The organism is Streptomyces shenzhenensis (assembly GCF_003688995.1).
In the GTDB taxonomy this organism is placed as follows: domain Bacteria; phylum Actinomycetota; class Actinomycetes; order Streptomycetales; family Streptomycetaceae; genus Streptomyces; species Streptomyces shenzhenensis_A.
Genome location: NZ_PENI01000026.1, coordinates 106,027 through 125,031, shown reverse-complemented (window position 1 = coordinate 125,031; position 19,005 = coordinate 106,027). Strand labels below are relative to the sequence as shown.

Below are 19,005 nucleotides of genomic sequence, written 5' to 3'. Positions count from 1 at the left end.
GCCATGTCCAAGGAATTCGAGATCGTCAGTGAGTTCGAGGTCGACGCCACCCCGGAGGAGGTGTGGCAGGCCGTCACCACCGGCACCGGGGGCTACCTGTGGCCGATGGAGCCGCCGGAGCCCCGGGTGGGCGGCCGGGGCCCCTTCGGGTCCGCCGTCACCGCCTGGGACCCGCCGCACCGCTACACCAACCGCGTCGAGAACGTCGAGGGCATCTCCGAGCAGACGCTCAACCAGCTCGACTACACCATCGAGCCGCGCGACGAGGGCCGCCGCGCCTGGGTGCGCTACGTGCACAGCGGCATCTTCGTCGACGACTGGGACAACCAGTACGACGGCGCGAGCAAGCACACCGAGTTCTATCTGCACACCCTGCGTGAGTACCTGGCCCACTTCGCGCCCCGCCCGGTGGCCTTCGCCACCTTCGACGGGCCCGAGGCGTCCGAGGCCGCCGACGCCTTCACCGCCGTCGGCCGGGCCCTCGGCCTCGGCGACAGCGCACAGGGCGCCCGCGTCCGGGCGCACGGCCCGCAGGGGCGGCTCCTCGACGCCGTCCTCGACTTCCGCAACCCGTACTTCATCGGACTGCGCACCGACCACGCCCTGATCCGCTTCTTCGGGCGCAACCACTGGGGCGCACCCGTCGGCATCTCCGTGCACGACTTCGCGCCGGACGCCGACGCCAAGGCGAACGAGACCGCCTGGCAGGGCTGGCTGAACGAGGTGTTCGGCCGGTCCTGAGCGAACGGTGCCGTGGGCGGGCCCGCCGGACAACGGCGGGCCCGCCCACGACGCCGTTCCGTGCCCGCTTCTACGCGCGTCAATCTCCGGGCCGGTCGAGCGGGGCCACCATGGTTTCGGCCAGGTACGGACCCGGTGCCGAGAGGAACCGGGCGGCTTGGGTGGAAATCCGTCTAGGCTGAGCGGCTGAGTCCTATACGGCCGCGAGGAGAACCAGCCGATGTCAGACAGCTCCCCCCTGCCGCCTGTGCGGCTGCACTCCGAAGCGGAGCTGGCGCGCGCCGCGCTGTCCACGCCGTCGCTGTCCCGGGCCGCTCGGCTCGCCCGCTGGGCCGGGCCCGACACCAGGGTGGACGTCGGCGGCAGCCTGGTCGAGGAGCAGCTGCCGGCCGCGGTCGAGCTGCTCGGACTGACCGGGGACGACGCGGCGGCCTGGGCGAGCGAGGCCTGGCGGGTCGCCGTGGACACCGGCCTGGTCGAGATCCTCGACGAGGAGGACGGGACCGTGACGGCGGGGGAGGAGCTGGCCCTGCTCACGTCCGGCTCGCCGCACGACGTGCTCACGGTGTGGCTCGCCGCCCTGGAGACCGTCGTCGCCGACGCCGGCGTGCCCGACATGGACGGTCTGGTGGCGGCGCTGGACGCCGAAGGCGAGGTCGATTTCTCGTCACTCGACTGGGACCCGGAGGCCGAGGCCGACTTCCTCGACGGCGTCCTCGGCAACCTGTATCTGCTGACCGCGGGCGAGGACGGACCCGGCGACGGCACGGTGCCGCTGCCCGCGCTCGCCGCCTCCATGATCGTGCCCAACGACATGGGCGAACCCAGCAACGACGTGCTGGAGCAGGTGTCCGACGCGATGATGCGCCTGGACGACCAGTTCCGGGTGCTGGAGCCGATCGGCATCGTGGAGTACCAGCCGGTCGACGAGGCGCTCATGGCCGAGGCCGACGACGAGCCGGCCACCCCGGTGGACGACACCGACGTCTCCCGCTACGGCCTGGTGCGGCTCACCCCGCTCGGTCTGTACGGGCTGCGGGCGCGGCTGCTGGAGGCCGGGTACACCGCGCCCGCGGTCGGTGAACTCGTGGACAAGGGCGCGGACGTCCTGCTCGACAGTACGTCCCGCTTTCCGCAGGCGGCGGCCAGGGCCGAGACCGAGCAGTGGCTGGCCCGCCGCGAACCCCTCGCCGCCGCACGGGAGTTGCTCGCCGCGGCGCGGGGCGGCGACGCCGGGGCGCCGCTGCGCAGGCTGTGCTGCCAACAGGCGCTGTCCCTGGTCGGCACGGAGGCCGAGCCGGCGCTGCGGGAGGTGCTCGACGATCCCGAACTGGGCGGGCTTGCCCGGGTGTGGCTGAGCGAGCGGGACATCCCCGGGGTGCCGGCGCCTTCGCAGGAGCTGGTGTTCTGGCTCACCATCGACACGGTGGCCGCACAGCTCGCCGCCGAGGGGAACTCCGACGAACTGCGCGCCCTGGTGGAGGGGCTCGCGGCCCAGCACAGCGGGTTCTTCACGGCGGCATGGCGGGTGGAGCACCCGGCGACCGCGGATGTGCTGGAGGCGATGGGCCGGCTGCACCCGGACAAGAAGATCGCCAAGGCGGCCCGCAAGGCGGCCTTCAAGGCCCGCTCGCAGCACGGCATCTGACCGCCCCGACACCGGGGCGTCGACGTGGGCCCGGGTGCGGGTCGGCACGGGCCGCCGGTACGGCGCCTGCGGCGGGCGTCGGCCGGTGGTGGGCTGGGACCGCCGACTGGCGGATGTCGGCTGCTGGGGGCGCGGGCCGGCGGGTGGCGACGGTGGAAGGTGCGGACCGGTGGGGGCCTCGGCCGGAAGGCGCCGACTGTGGCCCGGATCGGCCAAGGACGCGGATCGGCGAGGGCGGGCGTGGGGTCCGGTGGCAGGTTTTCGCCCGTGGCAGGAGATGCACGGGCCGCGGCGCGGTCGCATCGGTCAGTGAGCCCGGTGCGTGGAGCCTGACCGGGGCCGGTTGATGGCCACATCGATGGTCTCGGCGCGGCCGCCCCGCAGGGGAAGCGTGCTGCGGGTGGTGGCCCCGGGCGCGGCCCGTGGCACCGGCGGCGTCCGGTCGAGGCAACGGCCGTCGAACGGCCCGGATCCGGAGGCCGGGTTCGCCGCGATGCCTGTGCCCGGTGGTGCCGGTTCGTGTTCGCAGCCCACCCCACGCCCGACACACCAGTGGCGAGGTGCCGGAGCGGCGGTCGCTGATGTGCGGGGAGTCGGCGCGGGCTCCTGGGAAAGAACGCACGGGCAGGGCAGTTCTCCGTTTCATGAGATGCCGCGTACGGGTTCATGGAAGCGGGGATCCTGAAGTCGACCGGTGTTCAACTGCCGTTCAGGGGGAGGCGGCAGTGTGTCCACGCACCGTGATCCGCCACCGTCCATGGCACTCCCACCGTCACAGGAGACAGCATGTCGCTCACCCGCAGGGACTTCGCCAGGACATCCGCGATCACCGGTGCCGGGGTCGCGCTGACGGGCGGCGTCGGCGCCCTCGCCACCGCCCCGAACGCCCTGGCCTCCACGGACACCGAGAGCGTGGGGGAGGAGCAGGCCGCCGCGCACCCCGGGGTCGGCTACGGACCCCTGGTCCCCGACCCGAACGGCATCCTCGCCCTGCCCGCCGGCTTCACCTACCGGGTCATCACCCACAGCGGCAGGACCAGGCTGGAGTCCGGGGAGTTCACGCCCTCCAACCATGACGGGACCGCCACCTTCGACGGCCCGCGCGGCGCCACCCTCCTCGTGAACAACCACGAGCTGAAGGGCCCGCGCGCCAACTGGGCGCACCCCGTCCCGCTCACCGAGGGCCTCGTCTACGACCCGGCCGCCTCCGGTGGCTGCACGGTCGTCGAGGTCCGCCGCGACCATGTCGCCGAGTGGGTCGGCATCGCCGGCACCTCCACCAACTGCGCGGGCGGCAACACGCCGTGGGGCACCTGGCTCACCTGCGAGGAGACCGAGGACACGGCCGGCCGGAACGGCATGACCAAGGACCACGGCTATGTCTTCGAGGTCGACCCGGCCGACCGCCGCGCCAACCGCGACCCGCAGCCGATCAAGGCACTGGGCCGCTACGCCCACGAGGCCGTCGTCGTCGACCCCAAGCGCGGCCACCTCTATCTGACGGAGGACGCGGACTCCCCGAACGGGCTGTTCTACCGCTGGACCCCGCCGACGGGCTTCCAGCACGGCCGGGGCAGGCTGCGCACCCTCGCCGCCGACGCGGGCCGGCTGCAGGCCTTCAAGTGCTTCGACTCCGGCGGCACGTTCGTCGACGACCTCTCCCGCGCCACGCGGATCGGCACGGTCTACGGCGTCGACTGGCTCGACGTCCCCGACCGCGACGCGCGCACCACCTCCGTCCGCAAGCAGTTCGACACCGGCCAGGTCACCCGCGCCCGCAAGCTGGAGGGCATGTGGTGGGGCGACGGCGGCGCCTACGTCGTCTCCTCCTACGCCCGCGAGGAGAGCCCCGTCCAGCACGACGGCCAGATCTGGTTCTACGACCCGAAACGCCGCACGCTCACCCTGAAAGTCCTGCTCGGCGTCAACCCCGACCCTTTCGTGGAAGGCGCCTTCGACGGCCCCGACAACATCACCGTCTCCCCGTACGGCGGCCTCGTCATCGCCGAGGACGGCGACGGGATCCAGCACCTGTTCGGCGCCACCGACCGCGGCCGTACCTATCCGATCGCCCGCAACGAACTGAACATCGGCACCGCCGAGGAGCCGGAGTACAGCGAGTTCACCGGGGTCACCTTCGCGCCCGACGGCAGGACCCTGTTCGCCAACATCCAGGAGCCCGGCATCATGCTCGCCATCACCGGGCCGTGGAAGCGGCAGAAGCGGTAGTGGGCCGAGCGGGGGGACTGGCGGTCGCGGCCGGCGCGTGCCCGGTGTCGACGCCTCCGCGGACCCGGCTCGCACCGAGGGCATGATCACCGACCCCGTCCGCGAGGGGAAGTCGCTGGCCGCGCTCGTGGATCTCGTCACCCGGGGCGAGATCGGCCGGGACGCCACCGTCCTCTGCGCCCATCTCGGTGGCCGGCCCGCGCTGAACGCCTGCAGCGCGCTGTTCCAGGACGGCCGGCGGGCGCCCCCTCCGCGGTGGGGGCGCCCGTGCCGTCGTGCCGCCGCCCTACAGCGCCTGGCTGGCCGGCTTCACCATGTTGCGGACCGTGCGGGCCTTGACGAAGTCGCCCATCGCGGTCATCTCCCACTCGCCGGAGAACTGGCGGATCAGCTTGGCCATCATCACGCCCGTCTGCGGCTCGGCGCCGGTCAGGTCGAAGCGGACCAGCTCCTCGCCGGTCGCTGTGTCCACGAGGCGGCAGTAGGCCTTGGCGACCTCGGTGAACTTCTGGCCGGAGAAGGAGTTCACGGTGAAGACCAGGCCGGAGACCTCCTGCGGGATCCGGCCGAGGTCGACGACGATCACCTCGTCGTCGCCGCCGCCCTCGCCCGTGAGGTTGTCGCCCGAGTGCTTGATCGCGCCGTTCAGGATGGTCAGCTTGCCGAAGTAGCAGCTGTCGATGTGGTTGCGCTGCGGGCCGTAGGCGATGACCGAGGCGTCCAGGTCGATGTCCTTGCCGCGGAACGCGGGCTCCCAGCCGAGGCCCATCTGCACCCGGGACAGCAGCGGACGGCCGCCCTTGACGAGGGAGACGGTCTGGTTCTTCTGGAGGCTGACCCGGCCCTTGTCCAGGTTGATCTTCCCGGTGCCGGGCGCGGGGGCGGGCGGCGCCGGGGGAGCGGCGGGCATCGGGGGCGCCGCCGGCTGCGCGGCGGGCATCGGCGGTGCCACCGGCTGGGCGGCCGGTGCCGGTGCCGGCTCCTCCACCGTGACGCCGAAGTCGGTGGCGATGCCGGCGAGTCCGTTGGCGTACCCCTGGCCGACGGCGCGGGCCTTCCACTGGCCGTTGCGCAGGTAGATCTCGACGATCACCAGCGCGGTCTCGGTGCCGAGCTGCGGGGGCGTGAAGGTCGCCAGGACGGCGTTGTCGTCGGCGTTGCGGATCGTCGCCGTCGGTTCGACGCCCTGGAAGGTCTGGCCCGCGGCGTCCGGGCTCGCGGTCACGACGATCTTCTCGATGCCGGGCGGGACGGCGGCGGTGTCGACGATGATCGCGTCGGGTGCCGTGCCACCGCCCGAGCGGTAGGTCACGCCCGGGCCGGTGGGCTGGTTGTAGAAGATGAAGTCGTCGTCGGAGCGCACCTTGCCGTCGGCGGTGAGCAGCAGGCCCGATACGTCGAGCCGCACCGGGGCGGTGACGTCCACCGTCACACGGGCGGCGGCGAGAGGGATGTTCGAGCCGGGGGTCATAGCTGTCATGCCAGAGGTAACGAGCGAGGGCGCTTTACCGTTCCCTTACCTGGCGCTTCGCTGGTTGGTCGCGCAGTTCCCCGCGCCCCTTCGGGGCGCGGGGTGGCTACGGGACCACCACGATCTTGCGGCCCACGCCTGCCGCGAACTGGTTCAGTGCCTCCGGGTAGCGTTCCAGTGGGATGCGGTCGCTGATGAAGACCTCGGGGTCCAGCACCCCGTTGGCGAACAGTTCCGCCGCCCGCTCGTAGCTGTGCAGGACCGCCATCGAGCCGGTGATGGTGATCTCCTGGTTGTAGATGCGGTACGGATCGATGGTCACGCGGGTCGCGTAGTCGGCGACCCCGAACTGCAGGAACGTGCCCGCCTTGGCCACCCGGTCCAGGCCGTCCTGGATCGCCGCCGCGTTCCCGGTCGCGTCGATCACGACGTCCCAGCCCTGCGCCCGCTCCAGCTCGTCCGCGCTCGCCGCGGCCGCCGAGACACCGAGCAGGCGGGCCGTCTCCAGCCGGGCCGGGTTGATGTCGACCACATCCACACGGGCCGCGCCCGTCCGCTTGGCCAGCTCCAGCATCATCAGGCCCATGGTCCCGGAGCCGTAGATCAGCACATGGGTGGCGAGCCGGGACCGCAGGATGTCGTAGCCGCGCACCGCGCAGGACAGCGGCTCGATCAGGGCCGCGTCCTGGGTGCGCACATGCTCGGGCAGCTTCACGCAGTTCGCCACCGGCGCCACCGCGTACTGGGCCGCGCCGCCCGCGGTGGTCACGCCGATCGCGGCCCAGCGCTCGCAGAGGTTGTTGTGGCCGCTGCGGCACTGGCGGCACTCGTAGCAGTACAGCGACGGGTCGACGGCCACCCGGTCGCCGACGGAGACCTCGGTGACCTGGGTGCCCACGCCGACCACCTGGCCCGCGAACTCATGGCCGGGCACGATCGGCAGCTTGGGCGCGAACTCGCCCTGGAGGATGTGCAGATCCGTGCCGCACAACCCGCAGGCCGCCACCTCGACGACCACCTCGCGAGGCCCTGGTGTCGGGTCGGGGACCTCGGTGACCACGGCGCGGCCCACGGACTCGATGACGGCGGCCTTCATTTCACGGCTCCCAACGACAGGCCCTGGACCAGCTTGTCCTGGGCGGCGAACCCCGCGGCGAGCACCGGCAGGGAGATGACGAGCGACGCGGCGCACACCTTCGCCAGGAACAGGCCCTGGCTGGTGATGAAGCCGGTCAGGAAGACGGGGGCGGTCTCGGCGACCACGCCCGTGAGCACCCGGGCGAACAGCAGCTCGTTCCAGCTGAAGATGAAGCAGATCAGCGCCGTCGCGGCGATGCCGGGCAGGGCGATGGGGGCCACGATCCGGCCGAGCACCGTGGGCAGCCTGGCGCCGTCCACCCGGGCGGCCTCGATCACCGCCACCGGGACCTCGGCGAGGAACGACTGCATCATCCACACCGCGATCGGCAGATTCATGGCCGTGTAGAGGATGACCAGGAGCCAGATGTTGTCCAGCATCCCGGCGTTCTTCGCGAACAGGTAGATCGGCAGCAGACCGGCCACGACCGGCAGCATCTTCGTGGACAGGAAGAAGAACAGGACGTCCGTCCACTTCTTCACCGGGCGGATGGACAGCGCGTAGGCCGCCGGGAGCGCCAGCAGCAGGACGCAGAGCGTGGAGACCACCGACGCCACCGTCGAGTTGAGCAGCGCGGGCCACGGGCTGGCCCCGCCGCCCGTGCCGAAGAACTCGCGGTAGCCGTCCAGGGTCAGGGCGGCGGTGAACGACGGCGGGTTGGTCGCCGCGTCCTGTTCGGAGTGGAAGGACGTCAGCGCCATCCAGGCGATGGGCAGGAAGAACAGGATGCCGGCCAGCCAGGCCACCAGGCCCAGGCCGACGCCCTTGCGGCGGCGGGCGGGAACGACTGCGGCGCTCATGCGCGGGACACCTCCTCGCGGAACAGCGACGACACCACGCGCAGCGCGAAGGTCGCGATGATGATCGAGCCGATGACCACCAGGACGCCCGCGGCCGAGGCGAGGCCGTTCTCGTGGGCCTGGTAGAAGCTCTGGTAGACGGTGTAGGGCAGGTTGGCGGTGCCCAGGCCGCCGGACGTGATCGTGAAGACCGCGTCGAAGTTCTGGACGATGTAGATCGAGCCCAGCAGGGCGCCGAGTTCGAGGTAGCGGCGCAGATGGGGCAGGGTCAGATGGCGGAAGATCTGCCAGTCGCTCGCCCCGTCCACCCGGGCGGCCTCGATCTGCTGCTGGTCGCGGCTCTGCAGCCCGGCGAGCAGGATCAGCATCATGAACGGCGTCCACTGCCACACCAGGGCCGCCTCCACGGCGAGCAGCGGGGTGTTGGAGATCCAGTCGGGCTGGGGCCCGCCCACATAGTGCAGCAACCCATTGAGCAGACCGTATTCAGGGTTGTAGAGCACATGTTTCCAGAGCAGGGCGGCGGCCACGGGCACGACCAGGAACGGTGCGATCAGCAGCGTGCGGACCACGCCCCGACCGCGGAAGCGCCGGTCCAGGAGGAGTGCGAGCGCCAGTCCGAGCACCAGGCTGACCAGCACCACCGCCACCGTGAGCAGTACGGTCGTCCACACCGAATGGCGCAGGTCGGCGTCGGTGAGGACCTGCCGGTAGTTGTCGACGCCGGTGAAGTGGCGGGCCTTGGGATAGAGGGCGTTCCAGTCGAAGAAGGAGATCACCAGCGTGGCCACGAAGGGCAGCTGGGTCACCGCGATCATGAAGATCAGGGCGGGCAGCAGCGGGGCCCGGGTCGCCCAGTCACGCAGCCGGGCGGGTGGCCGCCCCGTGGCGCGCACGGGTGTCGCTGTCGTCGGTGCTGTCGTCGTCGCGGTCATCGTCCCTCGTACTCCTTGGCGATCTTCTCGGCGAGTTGCTGGGACTTCTTGAGGGCCGAGTCGACGGACTGGCGCCCGGCGATGGCCGCGCTGATCTCCTGGGAGACCTTGGTGCCGAGGTCGGTGAACTCGGGGATGCCGACGAACTGGATGCCGGGTGCGGGACGCGGCTGCACACCGGGGTCGCCCGGCCGGGCGTTCTCGATGGCTTCCTTCGTCATGTCCTGGAAGGCGGCGGCCTCCGCCCGGTAGGCGGGGTTGGTGTAGGTCGACGCGCGCTTGCCGGACGGCACGTTGGACCAGCCGATGGTGTCGCCGACCAGCTGCTCGTAGCCCTTGCCGGACGCCCAGGAGACGAACTGCCAGGCCTTCTCGGCGTTCCGGGAGGCGTGCTGGATGCCCCAGGCCCAGGTGTAGAGCCAGCCGGCGGACTCGGTCTTCTCCACCGGGGCGGGGGCGTAGCCGAGCTTGCCCTTGACCGGGGACTTGTCCGCCTCCAGGAGACCGGCCGCGGAGGTGGCGTCGTACCACATGGCGACCTTGCCCTGGGTCATGTTGTTGAGGCACTCGGCGAACCCGGACTGGGCGGCGCCGGACTCGCCGTGCTCGCGCACCAGGTCGACATAGAACTTCGTCGCCTTCACGAACTCGGGGGAGTCGAGGTGTGCCGTCCAGTCCTTGTCGAACCAGGTGCCGCCGAAGGTGTTCACCACGGTGGTGAGCGGCGCCATCAGCTCGCCCCAGCCGGGCAGACCGCGCAGACAGATGCCCTTCATGCCGGGTTCCGCGCCGTCGACCTGGGCGGCGAGGTCGGCCACCTGGGTCCAGGTCGGGTGCTCGGGCATCGTCAGGCCCTTCTGGGCGAACACGTCCTTGCGGTACATGAGGAAGGACGACTCGCCGTAGAAGGGCTGGCCGTAGAGCTTGCCGTCGTCGCCGGTCAGGGACTCGCGCATCGGTTTGAGGACGTCCTGCTCGTCGTAGGCCGGGTCCTTGGCGACGTACGTGTCCATCTCGTGCAGCCAGCCGTTGCGGGCGTAGATGGGGATCTCGTAGTTGCTCAGCGTCGCCACGTCGTACTGGCCCGCCTGGTTGGCGAAGTCCTGGCTGATCTTGTCGCGGACGTCGTTCTCGGGCAGGACCGTGAAGTTCACCCTGATGCCGGTCTCCTTGGTGAAGTTCGCGGCGGTGAGCTTCTGCAACTCGGTCATCTGGGGGTTGTTGACCATCAGCACGTTGATGGAGTCGCCGCCGGAACCGGACCCGCCCGCGCCGACCCAGCAGCCGGAGAGCAGCGGGGCGAGCAGCGTCCCTGCGGCGGCCATGGCGAGTGTGACGCGCGGCCTCCGTCGGCTCTGGGTGCGCATGAATCGCTCCTGAAGGTGTGGGGACGAAAGGAGATAGGGGGATACAAGGGGCGCCGCTCGGTGTGCGGAACCCCTGGGGAACACCTGGACATGTGCAGTTCGGACATGTGCAGTTCGGACATGTGCAGTTCGGACTTGTTCAGACCCGGATGACCTGCGGCCCCAGCAGTGAGTAGCGGTGGGCCTCGGTCGCCGGGAGCAGCGTGCTCGTCACGATCGCCTCCAGCGCGCCGACGTCGGCGAACCGGCAGAAGCTGACCGCGCCGAACTTGGTGTGCGTGCCCGCGAAGACGGTGCGCCGGGCGGCCCGGATGGCCTGCGTCTTGACCTCGCTGACCGCCGGGTCGGGGGTGGTCAGACCGTGTTCGCGGGAGATGCCGTTGGCGCCGATGAAGGCGAGGTCGACCACGAAGCCGCTGAGCATCTTCGTGGTCCAGTGGTCGACGGTCGCCAGCGTGCCGGGGCGGACCCGGCCGCCGAGGAGCAGCACCGAGACGTTCTCGGCCTCGGCCAGCGCGCCGGCGACCGGCAGCGAGGCGGTGACCACGGTCAGCGGCCGGTCCATGGGCAGCGACTCGGCGATGAGCTGCGGGGTGAAGCCCTCGTCGACGAAGATCGTCTCCGCGTCCCCGACCAGCTCGGCCGCCGCGACGGCGATCCGGCGCTTCTCGGGCACATGGCTGGTGGCCCGGAAGGCGAGCGTCGTCTCGAACCCGGCGCTCTCCACGGGATAGGCGCCCCCATGGGTGCGGCGCACCAGTCCGTGGTCCTCCAGGGCGCGCAGATCGCGCCGGATGGTCTCCTTGGCCACACCCAGCTCGGTGGCGAGCGCGGTGACGTCGACGGAGCCGGCGGCCCGCGCGGCTCGCACGATCTCCCGCTGGCGCTCTTCGGCCGTCCGGGCGCTCATCGCTTCACCTGCCTCCACGCCGAGGTGTGCCCGTTCGGGCCCGGTGGGGCCCATGGGGGAAGTTCTACAGCGGACGTGCGGCGCTGACCAGGTCTGTTACGGGCCCGATGCTGCCCGTGTATGCCCGATCGCCGAGTGGAGTGACCGCCACGGACCTGCGCGGCTGTGCCGGGAGGGGGTGAGAACGGGCAGCGCGGCTGCCCGAATGAGCGGGCGGGCGGGCCCGTTCGGTGCCCGCTCGCCCGTGTGAGCGGCATTTTTCCGCCGCCGCCGGTCCGCTGCCCTCGGCCGCCTGGGCCGTCGTCAGTACGGCCAGATCGGCGGGTCGTTCACGAAGTGCCCGCCGAGGCGGGTGTGGGCCGGGTTGTCCGGGTCCGGTTCCCCCTGCTCGGCGATCAGTCCGGCGGCGTACGGCTCCGAGTCGTCCTGCGGTGCGTAGCCGAGCGCCCGCGCGGATGTCAGGTCCCACCACAGGCGCGTGTTGGCCGACGAGCCGTGCACCACGGTGTGGCCGACGTGCTCGGCGGTCAGGGCCGCGTGCAGCAGCCGGGCCCCGTCGGCCGGGCTCATCCACACCGAGAGCATGCGCACGCTGGTCGGCTCGGGGAAGCAGGAGCCGATGCGGATGGAGACGGTCTCCAGTCCGTGCTTGTCCCAGTAGAGCTGGGCGAGGTCCTCGCCGAAGGACTTGGACAGGCCGTAGAAGGTGTCGGGGCGGCGCGGGGTGTCGATCGGGATCAGCGGGTCGTCGCCGCGCGGGACCGGGGTGAAGCCGACCGCGTGGTTGGAGGAGGCGAAGACGATCCGGGGCACGCCCGCCCCGCGGGCCGCCTCGTACAGGTGGTAGGTGCCCTCGATGTTCGCCTTCAGGACCTTCTCGAAGGTCGATTCCAGGGAGATGCCCGCGAGGTGGATGATCGCGTCGACGCCCCGCACGGCCGCGCGCAGTGCCTCGGTGTCCGAGAGGTCCGCGGTGATCGCGTCCGGCTCGCCCTCGATCGGGCGCACGTCGAACAGCCGCAACTCGTAGCCGTGGTCCGGGAGCAGCTTCCGCATCAGGGTGCCGAGTCCGCCGGCGGCGCCGGTGAGCAGAACGGTGCGGGGAGCGGGCATGCTCGGTCTCCTTGGGTCACCATGAGTCAAGGGCCGCATTCGTGGCCGGCATTCACATGCGTGGACACGCTAGGGAGTGGCGGTCCGGCCCGTCAAGTGTCGCGTGGAGTGCGGAAATCCGCCCTCGTGTTGCGGGTTTGCCCGCTTGACCGGCCGCGAGCGCGGCCCGTAGCGTGGTCGGGTTCAGAAATATAGACGCTGATCATAAGCATGCACCCACAGGGAGTGCCCGTGACGTCAGCCCCTCTCGCCGCTCGACTCCGCAACCCCAGCGGGCCGCTGTTCTTCCCTGTCACCGCGTACGGCCGCGACGGCTCCGTGGATCTCGACGTCTACCGCGCGCATGTGCGCAGGGGCGTCGAGGCCGGGGCCGCCGCCGTGTTCGCCTGCTGCGGCACCGGGGAGTTCCACGCGCTCCTGCCCGAGGAGTTCGAGGCGTGCGTACGCGCCGCCGCCGAGGCGGCCGGCGGACGGGTGCCGGTGGTCGCGGGCGCCGGCTACGGCACCGCGCTCGCCGCGCGCTACGCGGGGCTCGCCCGGGACGCCGGCGCCGACGGGCTGCTCGCCCTGCCGCCGTACCTCGTCGCCGCCGGCCAGCAGGGCCTGCTGCGGCACTACCGGGAGGTCGCCGCCGCGACCGAGCTGCCCGTGATCGTCTACCAGCGCGACAACGCGGTGTTCACCCCGCCCACGGTGGTCGGACTCGCCCGCACGGACGGGATCATCGGCTTCAAGGACGGCCTCGGCGACCTCGACCTGATGCAGCGCGTCGTCAGCGCCGTACGCACCGAGGCCCCCGGCGACTTCCTGTACTTCAACGGCCTGCCGACCGCCGAGCAGACCCAACTCGCCTACCGTGCCCTCGGTATCACCCTGTACTCCTCGGCCGTCTTCTGTTTCGTGCCCGAGATCGCCCTCGCCTTCCACCGGGCCCTGCGGGACGGCGACGAGACCACCGCGCACCGGCTCCTGGACGGCTTCTACCGCCCCTTCGCCGAACTGCGCGCCCAGGGCCGCGGCTACGCCGTCGCCCTCGTCAAGGCGGGCGTGCGGCTGCGCGGCTTCGACGTCGGCGAGGTCCGGCCCCCGCTGCACGAGCCGAGCGAGGAGCACGTCGAACAGCTCGCCCGGGTCATCGAGCGCGGGTACGCACTGCTGGCGGAGGGCGCGTGAAGACCTCGGCGTTCGTCTACCCCTGGGACGTCAACGGCGACCCGGAGGCGCCCGCGCGGCTCGCCCGGCTCGGCGCGGCCCAGGTCACCCTCGCCGCCGCCTACCACTCCACGCGCGCGCTGACCCCCCGCCACCCGCGCCACCGCGTCGTCACCGCCGAACACGCCGCCGTGCTCTACCCCCTCGGCGACCGCTGGGCGGGCCGCGCCCCGCGCCCCTGCCCGGCCGGCGACTGGGCGTCCGGCGATGCCTACGGAGAGGCCGCCGCGGCGCTCGCCGCGGCCGGCCTTGAGGTGCACACCTGGGTCGTCCTCGCGCACAACTCCCGCCTGGGCGCCGAATATCCGGACACCTCGGTCGTCAACGCCTACGGTGACCGCTATCCGTGGGCGCCCTGCATCGCCCAGCCCGCCACGCGCGCGTACCTCGTCGACCTGGCGGCCGAGGCCGCCGTGCGTCCCGGCGCGCGCGGCACCGAACTGGAGTCCCTCGGCTGGTACGGCCTCGCCCATCTGCACGCCCACGACAAGATCGGCGGGGTCGGGCTCGGCGCGGCCGGGCAGTACCTGATGTCGCTGTGCTTCTGTCCCGACTGCCGCGCGGGGTACGCGGAACGGGGCCTGGACCCCGGCCGTGTCGCCGCCGCCGTGCGGACGGCGCTGGAGCCGCTGTGGCGGGGCGCGCCCGACGACGGGGGCTGGGCGGGTGTCGTAAAGCTCCTCGGCGAGCCGCTCGCCACCGCCACGCGCGCGTGGCGCGACGAGACCGCCCGCACGCTCCAGGAGGCGGCCGTCGCCGCGGTGCGCGCCGCCGCGCCCGGGGGCTTCCAGGTGCTGCTGCACGCGGACCCGGTGTCGTACCACTGCGGCGCCAACGCGGGCGTGGACCCCGCGCACATCCTGACCGTCGCGGACGGGGTCGTCGTGCCCTGCACGGGCGGCACGGGGCCGCTCGCGCCCTTCGCGGACCAGCGGCGCGCGGGCGCCGTGCTCGCGGCCAACTTCACCGTGGTGTCCGGCATGGGCGGCAGCCCCGGCACCCTGGCGGCGGACGCGGCCCGGGCCCGCGCCGCGGGCGCCACCGAACTGCGGCTGTATCACGCCGGATTGGCGTCGGACGCAGACCTGGCGGCGGTACGGGAGGCCCTCACCGGGCGCTGAGCCAGCGGCAGCCGTCAGCGGCAGCGGGCCGGGCGTCTCGGCCCGTACGGCGGCGAGCGCGGCGACCAGCACACCCGGCAGCCAGCGCTCGCCGGGCCGGTGCCTCCGGCCGGCGCCCGGTGTCGCGGCGGTGTCAGGCCGTCCCGCCGGTCCGGGTTCGGCGGCCGGTGTTCGTGGCAGTCCGGTGCGGGCCCGGGCCGGTTCCGTCTCCGCCCTGGTGAGCGCCGACGGCACCAGTGCCGCGACACTGGGCGGCGACCAGCACACCCGGCAGCCAGTGCTCACCGGGTCGGCACCCCGCGCGGCGCCTGTCGCCTTCGGGGGGACCGCCGGGGTGGGACGGTCATGCGAGGGGTGAGTGCCCGGGTCGGTGTCTCCGGTCGGCCGCCCGGTGTCGCGGCGGTGTCAGGCCGTCCCGCCGGTCCGGGTTCGGCGGCCGGTGTTCGTGGCAGTCCGGCGCGGGCCCGGGCCGGTTCCGTCTCCGCTCCGGTGAGCGCCGAGGGCACCAGTGCCGTGGCCTCGGCCGGCTCCCGGGCCGGCCGTTCGACGCCGGTCACGAAGACGTCCGCCCAGGGCGACGGCGCCCTTGGCCGCCCGCAGCCGGCGGACCGCCCGTTCGGCGTCGTCGGAATCGGCCGCCCGGCGGGCCTGGTCGAGTGCGGCGGAAATGGCAGACACCCGGCCATGCCGCACACCGCGGGCTGGGGCGCGGGGCGCGAGAGCCGGCCGATCGGCCGCCGGAGCGCCGCGGCACGGGGACGGCTTCGCGGCCCGGAGGCATGGCCTCTCAACCCCTCCGGTGGGTGGCCCTCCAGTCGTCGAAAGTTTCGGAAAGTCTTCGGTGGTGGGCTTCTTCTGTGTGAAGCATTGACGAAACATGCGGCCCCTCTTACCTTCATCGCGTCGTACTTCGTACGTCATATATGAGACGCGATATGCGAGATGACATACGCGAGATCCGAGAGGCGCGCATGACCTCTGTGCCCATGCCGATCCCGTCCCGTACGCAGTTCGTGCTGGACGCGATCAAACACCGCATCCTCACCGGGCAGTTGACACCCGGTCAGGCCCTGGTCGAGACCGAGTTGGCCGCGCAGTTCGGGGTGTCCAAGACCCCGGTGCGCGAGGCGCTCAAGACCCTGGCCGGGACCGGACTGGTCGTGATGAGCCAGTACAAGGGCGTCACGGTGCGCATGGTGGACGCGGACATGGCGCGCGAGGTCTACGACGTACGGCTGCTCCTCGAACCCGAGGCGCTGCGCCGGGCGGTGCGTCGCGGCGCCTCCCTGGACGAGGCGCGGGACGCGCTCACCCGGGCCGACCGCGCCACCGACACCGCCGAACGCTCCCTGGCCAACCGGGAGTTCCACCGCGCCCTGTATCTGCCGTGCGGCAACCCGCTGCTCGGCCGGATGCTCGACGAGGTCCGTGACCAGGCCGCCCTGGTCTCCGCGGTCGCCTGGGCCGCCGACCCCTCCTGGGAGCGGGAGGCGGGCGAGCACCGGGAGATCCTGCGGCTCGCCCTGACCGGCGACGCGGACGCCGCGGCGGACGCCCTGCGCGCCCACATCGCGTCGTTCGTGCGGCGCGCGTTCCCCGGGGCGGAGCAGGAACAGCCGGCGCAACAGCACCAGCAGGCACGGCACCAGCAGGCACGGCAGGAGGAAGGGCAGGAATGAGCGCGAGGTTCGAGGCCCAGCGGACCGCCCTGGCCGACGTGGTGGCCATCCCGGTGACCCCGTTCGCCGAGGACGGCACCGTCGAGCAGGACACCCACCGGGCCCTGCTGCGGCGGCTGCTCGACGGCGGCGTCGTCACTCTGACCCCCAACGGCAACACCGGCGAGTTCTACGCCCTCACCCCCGAAGAGCGCCGGCTGGTCACCCAGTTGACCGTCGACGAGGTCGGCGACCGGGCCGAGATCCTGGTCGGCGTCGGCCACGACGTGCCCTCTGCCGTCGCCTCCGCCCGCGAGGCCCGTGTGCTCGGCGCCTCGATGGTGATGGTCCACCAGCCCGTCCACCCCTATGTCTCGCAGCGCGGCTGGATCGACTACCACCGCGCCATCGCCGAGGCCGTCCCCGAACTGGGCGTCGTCCCCTACATCCGCAACGCCCAGCTGACCGGCGCCCGCCTCGCCGAACTCGCCGACGCCTGCCCGAACGTGATCGGCGTCAAGTACGCCGTCCCGGACGCCGCCCGCTTCGCCGCCTTCGCCCGGGACGCGGGCCTCGACCGCTTCGTGTGGGTGGCCGGACTCGCCGAGCCCTACGCACCGTCCTACTTCTCCGCGGGCGCCACCGGCTTCACCTCCGGCCTGGTGAACGTCGCCCCGGCCGTGTCGCGGCACATGATCGAGGCGCTGCGCGCGGGGGACTACCCGACCGCGATGAAGGTGTGGGAGCAGATCCGCCGGTTCGAGGAGCTGCGCGCGGCGAACGGCTCCGCCAACAACGTCACCGTCGTCAAGGAGGCCCTCGCCTCGCTCGGCCTGTGCCGCCGCGAGGTCCGCCCGCCGAGCAGGCCGCTGCCCGAGGGCGAGCGGGCCGAGGTCGCCGAGATCGCCGCCGGATGGTCGATATGACCGGCATCCCGAGAAAGGCTCCGGAGGAGCTGCGCAGCCACCAGTGGTACGGCACCGAAGGACTGCGCTCCTTCAGCCACCGCGCCCGCACCCGCCAGCTCGGCTACCTGCCCGAGGAGCACCTCGGCAAGCCGGTCATCGCGATCCTCAACACCTGGTCCGACATCAACCCCTGCCATGTCCATCTGCGCGACCGCGCGCAGGCCGTCAAGCGCGGGGTGTGGCAGGCGGGCGGCTTCCCGCTGGAGTTCCCGGTCGCCACCCTGAGCGAGACCTTCCAGAAGCCGACCCCGATGCTGTACCGCAACCTGCTGGCCATGGAGACCGAGGAGCTGCTGCGCTCCTACCCGGTCGACGGCGCGGTCCTGCTGGGCGGCTGCGACAAGTCCACGCCTGCGCTGCTCATGGGCGCCGCGAGTGTCGACCTGCCGACGGTCTTCGTGCCCGCCGGGCCGATGCTGCCCGGTCACTGGCGGGGCGAGGTGCTGGGCTCCGGCACCGACATGTGGAAGTACTGGGACGACAAGCGGGCCGGACTGATCGGCGACTGCGAGATGTCCGAGCTGGAGAGCGGTCTCGCCCGCTCGCCCGGCCACTGCATGACCATGGGCACGGCGTCCACGCTGACCGCGGCAGCCGAGGCGCTCGGGGTGACCTTGCCGGGCGCGTCCAGCATCCCGGCCGTGGACTCCGGGCACGACCGGATGGCCGCGGCGTCCGGGCTGCGCATCGTCGAACTGGTCCACCGGGACCGCCGGTTGTCCGACATCCTCACCCGTGCGGCGTTCGAGGACGCGGTCACGACCGTGCTCGGCCTCGGCGGCTCCACCAACGCCGTGATCCATCTGATCGCCATGGCGGGCCGGGCGGGCGTGCGGCTCACCCTCGACGACTTCGACCGCATCGCCCGTACGGTCCCGGTGCTGGCGAACGTCCGGCCCGGCGGACGGACGTACCTCATGGAGGACTTCCACTTCGCGGGGGGCCTGCCGGGCTTCCTCTCCCGCATCCCGGACCTGCTGCACCTGGACCGGCCGACGGTCGCGCACGACACCCTGCGCGAGCAGCTCGCCGGCGCCCGGGTGCACGACGACGACGTGATCCGGCCGCGCGACAACCCGGTCGCCGACGAGGGCGGGGTGGCCGTGCTGCGCGGCAACCTCTGCCCGGACGGCGCCGTCATCAAGCACATCGCCGCCGAGCCGCGGCTGCTCGAGCACACCGGACCCGCCGTCGTCTTCGACGACTACCGCACCATGCAGCGCACCATCAACGACCCCGAACTGGGCATCACCGCGGACAGCGTGCTGGTGCTGCGGGGCGCCGGACCCAAGGGCGGCCCGGGCATGCCCGAGTACGGGATGCTGCCGCTGCCCGACCATCTGCTCAAGCAGGGCGTGCGGGACATGGTGCGGATCTCCGACGCCCGGATGAGCGGCACGAGTTACGGCACGTGCGTGCTGCACGTGGCCCCCGAGTCGCATGTCGGCGGGCCGCTGGCGCTGGTGCGCACCGGGGACACCATCACCCTGGACGTCGCGGCCCGCACCCTCCGGCTCCATGTGTCCGACGAGGAGCTGGAGCGGCGCAGGGCGCGGTGGACACCGCCCCCCGTCCGCTACGAGCGCGGCTACGGCGCGCTCTACAACGAGCAGATCACCCAGGCCGACACCGGCTGCGACTTCGAGTTCCTGGCCCGACCGGGCCGCGTACAGGACCCCTACGCGGGCTAGGCC

Annotated in this window: 15 protein-coding genes and 1 pseudogene; 9 read left to right on the top strand and 7 right to left on the bottom strand. The window is 72.2% G+C overall.

What is annotated here, in order from left to right; all coding sequences use genetic code 11:
* The first annotated feature begins 3 nt into the window (after positions 1–3).
* The 4 genes and pseudogenes from CTZ28_RS32465 to CTZ28_RS48825 all read left to right on the top strand — a co-directional run.
* Positions 4–741: an SRPBCC family protein gene (locus tag CTZ28_RS32465; RefSeq protein WP_121893293.1), complete on the top strand. Its 738-nt coding sequence runs from the start codon at positions 4–6 to the stop codon at positions 739–741.
* Between the two features lie 220 nt (positions 742–961).
* Positions 962–2,389 (top strand): hypothetical protein, encoded by a 1,428-nt coding sequence (locus CTZ28_RS32460; RefSeq protein ID WP_121893292.1) that lies wholly within the window; start codon positions 962–964, stop codon positions 2,387–2,389.
* A gap of 786 nt (positions 2,390–3,175) precedes the next feature.
* Entirely contained in the window at positions 3,176–4,618 is a 1,443-nt protein-coding gene (locus CTZ28_RS32455; protein WP_121893291.1) for an alkaline phosphatase PhoX, read from the top strand.
* A gap of 58 nt (positions 4,619–4,676) precedes the next feature.
* Positions 4,677–4,844 (top strand): annotated as a pseudogene (locus tag CTZ28_RS48825) (1-aminocyclopropane-1-carboxylate deaminase); the annotation flags it as partial.
* A 60-nt stretch (positions 4,845–4,904) separates the two neighbouring features.
* Here the strand turns inward: CTZ28_RS48825 and CTZ28_RS32445 are convergent.
* The 7 genes from CTZ28_RS32445 to CTZ28_RS32415 all read right to left on the bottom strand — a co-directional run bounded on the left by CTZ28_RS32445 (position 4,905) and on the right by CTZ28_RS32415 (position 12,352).
* Positions 4,905–6,089, bottom strand: coding sequence for a TerD family protein (locus CTZ28_RS32445; protein WP_121893290.1), 1,185 nt, complete (start codon positions 6,087–6,089; stop codon positions 4,905–4,907).
* A gap of 106 nt (positions 6,090–6,195) precedes the next feature.
* Entirely contained in the window at positions 6,196–7,185 is a 990-nt protein-coding gene (locus tag CTZ28_RS32440; RefSeq protein ID WP_121893289.1) for a zinc-dependent alcohol dehydrogenase family protein, read from the bottom strand.
* Complete coding sequence (locus tag CTZ28_RS32435) at positions 7,182–8,027, bottom strand: carbohydrate ABC transporter permease (RefSeq protein WP_121893288.1); 846 nt, start codon at positions 8,025–8,027, stop codon at positions 7,182–7,184. Before CTZ28_RS32435 ends, CTZ28_RS32440 begins: the two co-directional genes overlap by 4 nt.
* Positions 8,024–8,962, bottom strand: coding sequence for a carbohydrate ABC transporter permease (locus CTZ28_RS32430; RefSeq protein WP_121893287.1), 939 nt, complete (start codon positions 8,960–8,962; stop codon positions 8,024–8,026). Before CTZ28_RS32430 ends, CTZ28_RS32435 begins: the two co-directional genes overlap by 4 nt.
* Positions 8,959–10,329, bottom strand: coding sequence for an ABC transporter substrate-binding protein (locus tag CTZ28_RS32425; RefSeq protein WP_121893286.1), 1,371 nt, complete (start codon positions 10,327–10,329; stop codon positions 8,959–8,961). Before CTZ28_RS32425 ends, CTZ28_RS32430 begins: the two co-directional genes overlap by 4 nt.
* 139 nt (positions 10,330–10,468) lie before the next feature.
* Positions 10,469–11,239, bottom strand: coding sequence for a DeoR/GlpR family DNA-binding transcription regulator (locus CTZ28_RS32420; RefSeq protein ID WP_121893285.1), 771 nt, complete (start codon positions 11,237–11,239; stop codon positions 10,469–10,471).
* Positions 11,240–11,542: 303 nt separating this feature from the next.
* Positions 11,543–12,352, bottom strand: coding sequence for an NAD-dependent epimerase/dehydratase family protein (locus tag CTZ28_RS32415; protein ID WP_121893284.1), 810 nt, complete (start codon positions 12,350–12,352; stop codon positions 11,543–11,545).
* A gap of 231 nt (positions 12,353–12,583) precedes the next feature.
* Between CTZ28_RS32415 and CTZ28_RS32410 the strand changes: the two genes are divergently transcribed.
* The 5 genes from CTZ28_RS32410 (at position 12,584) to araD (ending at position 19,002) form a co-directional block, all read left to right on the top strand.
* A complete protein-coding gene (locus tag CTZ28_RS32410; protein ID WP_121893283.1) occupies positions 12,584–13,525 on the top strand; it encodes a 5-dehydro-4-deoxyglucarate dehydratase in 942 nt (313 codons plus the stop codon).
* Entirely contained in the window at positions 13,522–14,685 is a 1,164-nt protein-coding gene (locus CTZ28_RS32405; RefSeq protein ID WP_121893282.1) for a hypothetical protein, read from the top strand. Before CTZ28_RS32410 ends, CTZ28_RS32405 begins: the two co-directional genes overlap by 4 nt.
* Before the next feature lie 971 nt (positions 14,686–15,656).
* Complete coding sequence (locus tag CTZ28_RS32400; protein ID WP_121893281.1) at positions 15,657–16,364, top strand: GntR family transcriptional regulator; 708 nt, start codon at positions 15,657–15,659, stop codon at positions 16,362–16,364.
* The gene (locus tag CTZ28_RS32395) at positions 16,361–17,269 is read left to right on the top strand and encodes a dihydrodipicolinate synthase family protein (protein WP_121893280.1); all 909 of its coding nucleotides are present in this window, start codon (positions 16,361–16,363) and stop codon (positions 17,267–17,269) included. Before CTZ28_RS32400 ends, CTZ28_RS32395 begins: the two co-directional genes overlap by 4 nt.
* Entirely contained in the window at positions 17,266–19,002 is a 1,737-nt protein-coding gene (gene araD, locus CTZ28_RS32390; protein ID WP_121893279.1) for an L-arabinonate dehydratase, read from the top strand. Before CTZ28_RS32395 ends, araD begins: the two co-directional genes overlap by 4 nt.
* The last annotated feature ends 3 nt before the right edge of the window (positions 19,003–19,005 follow it).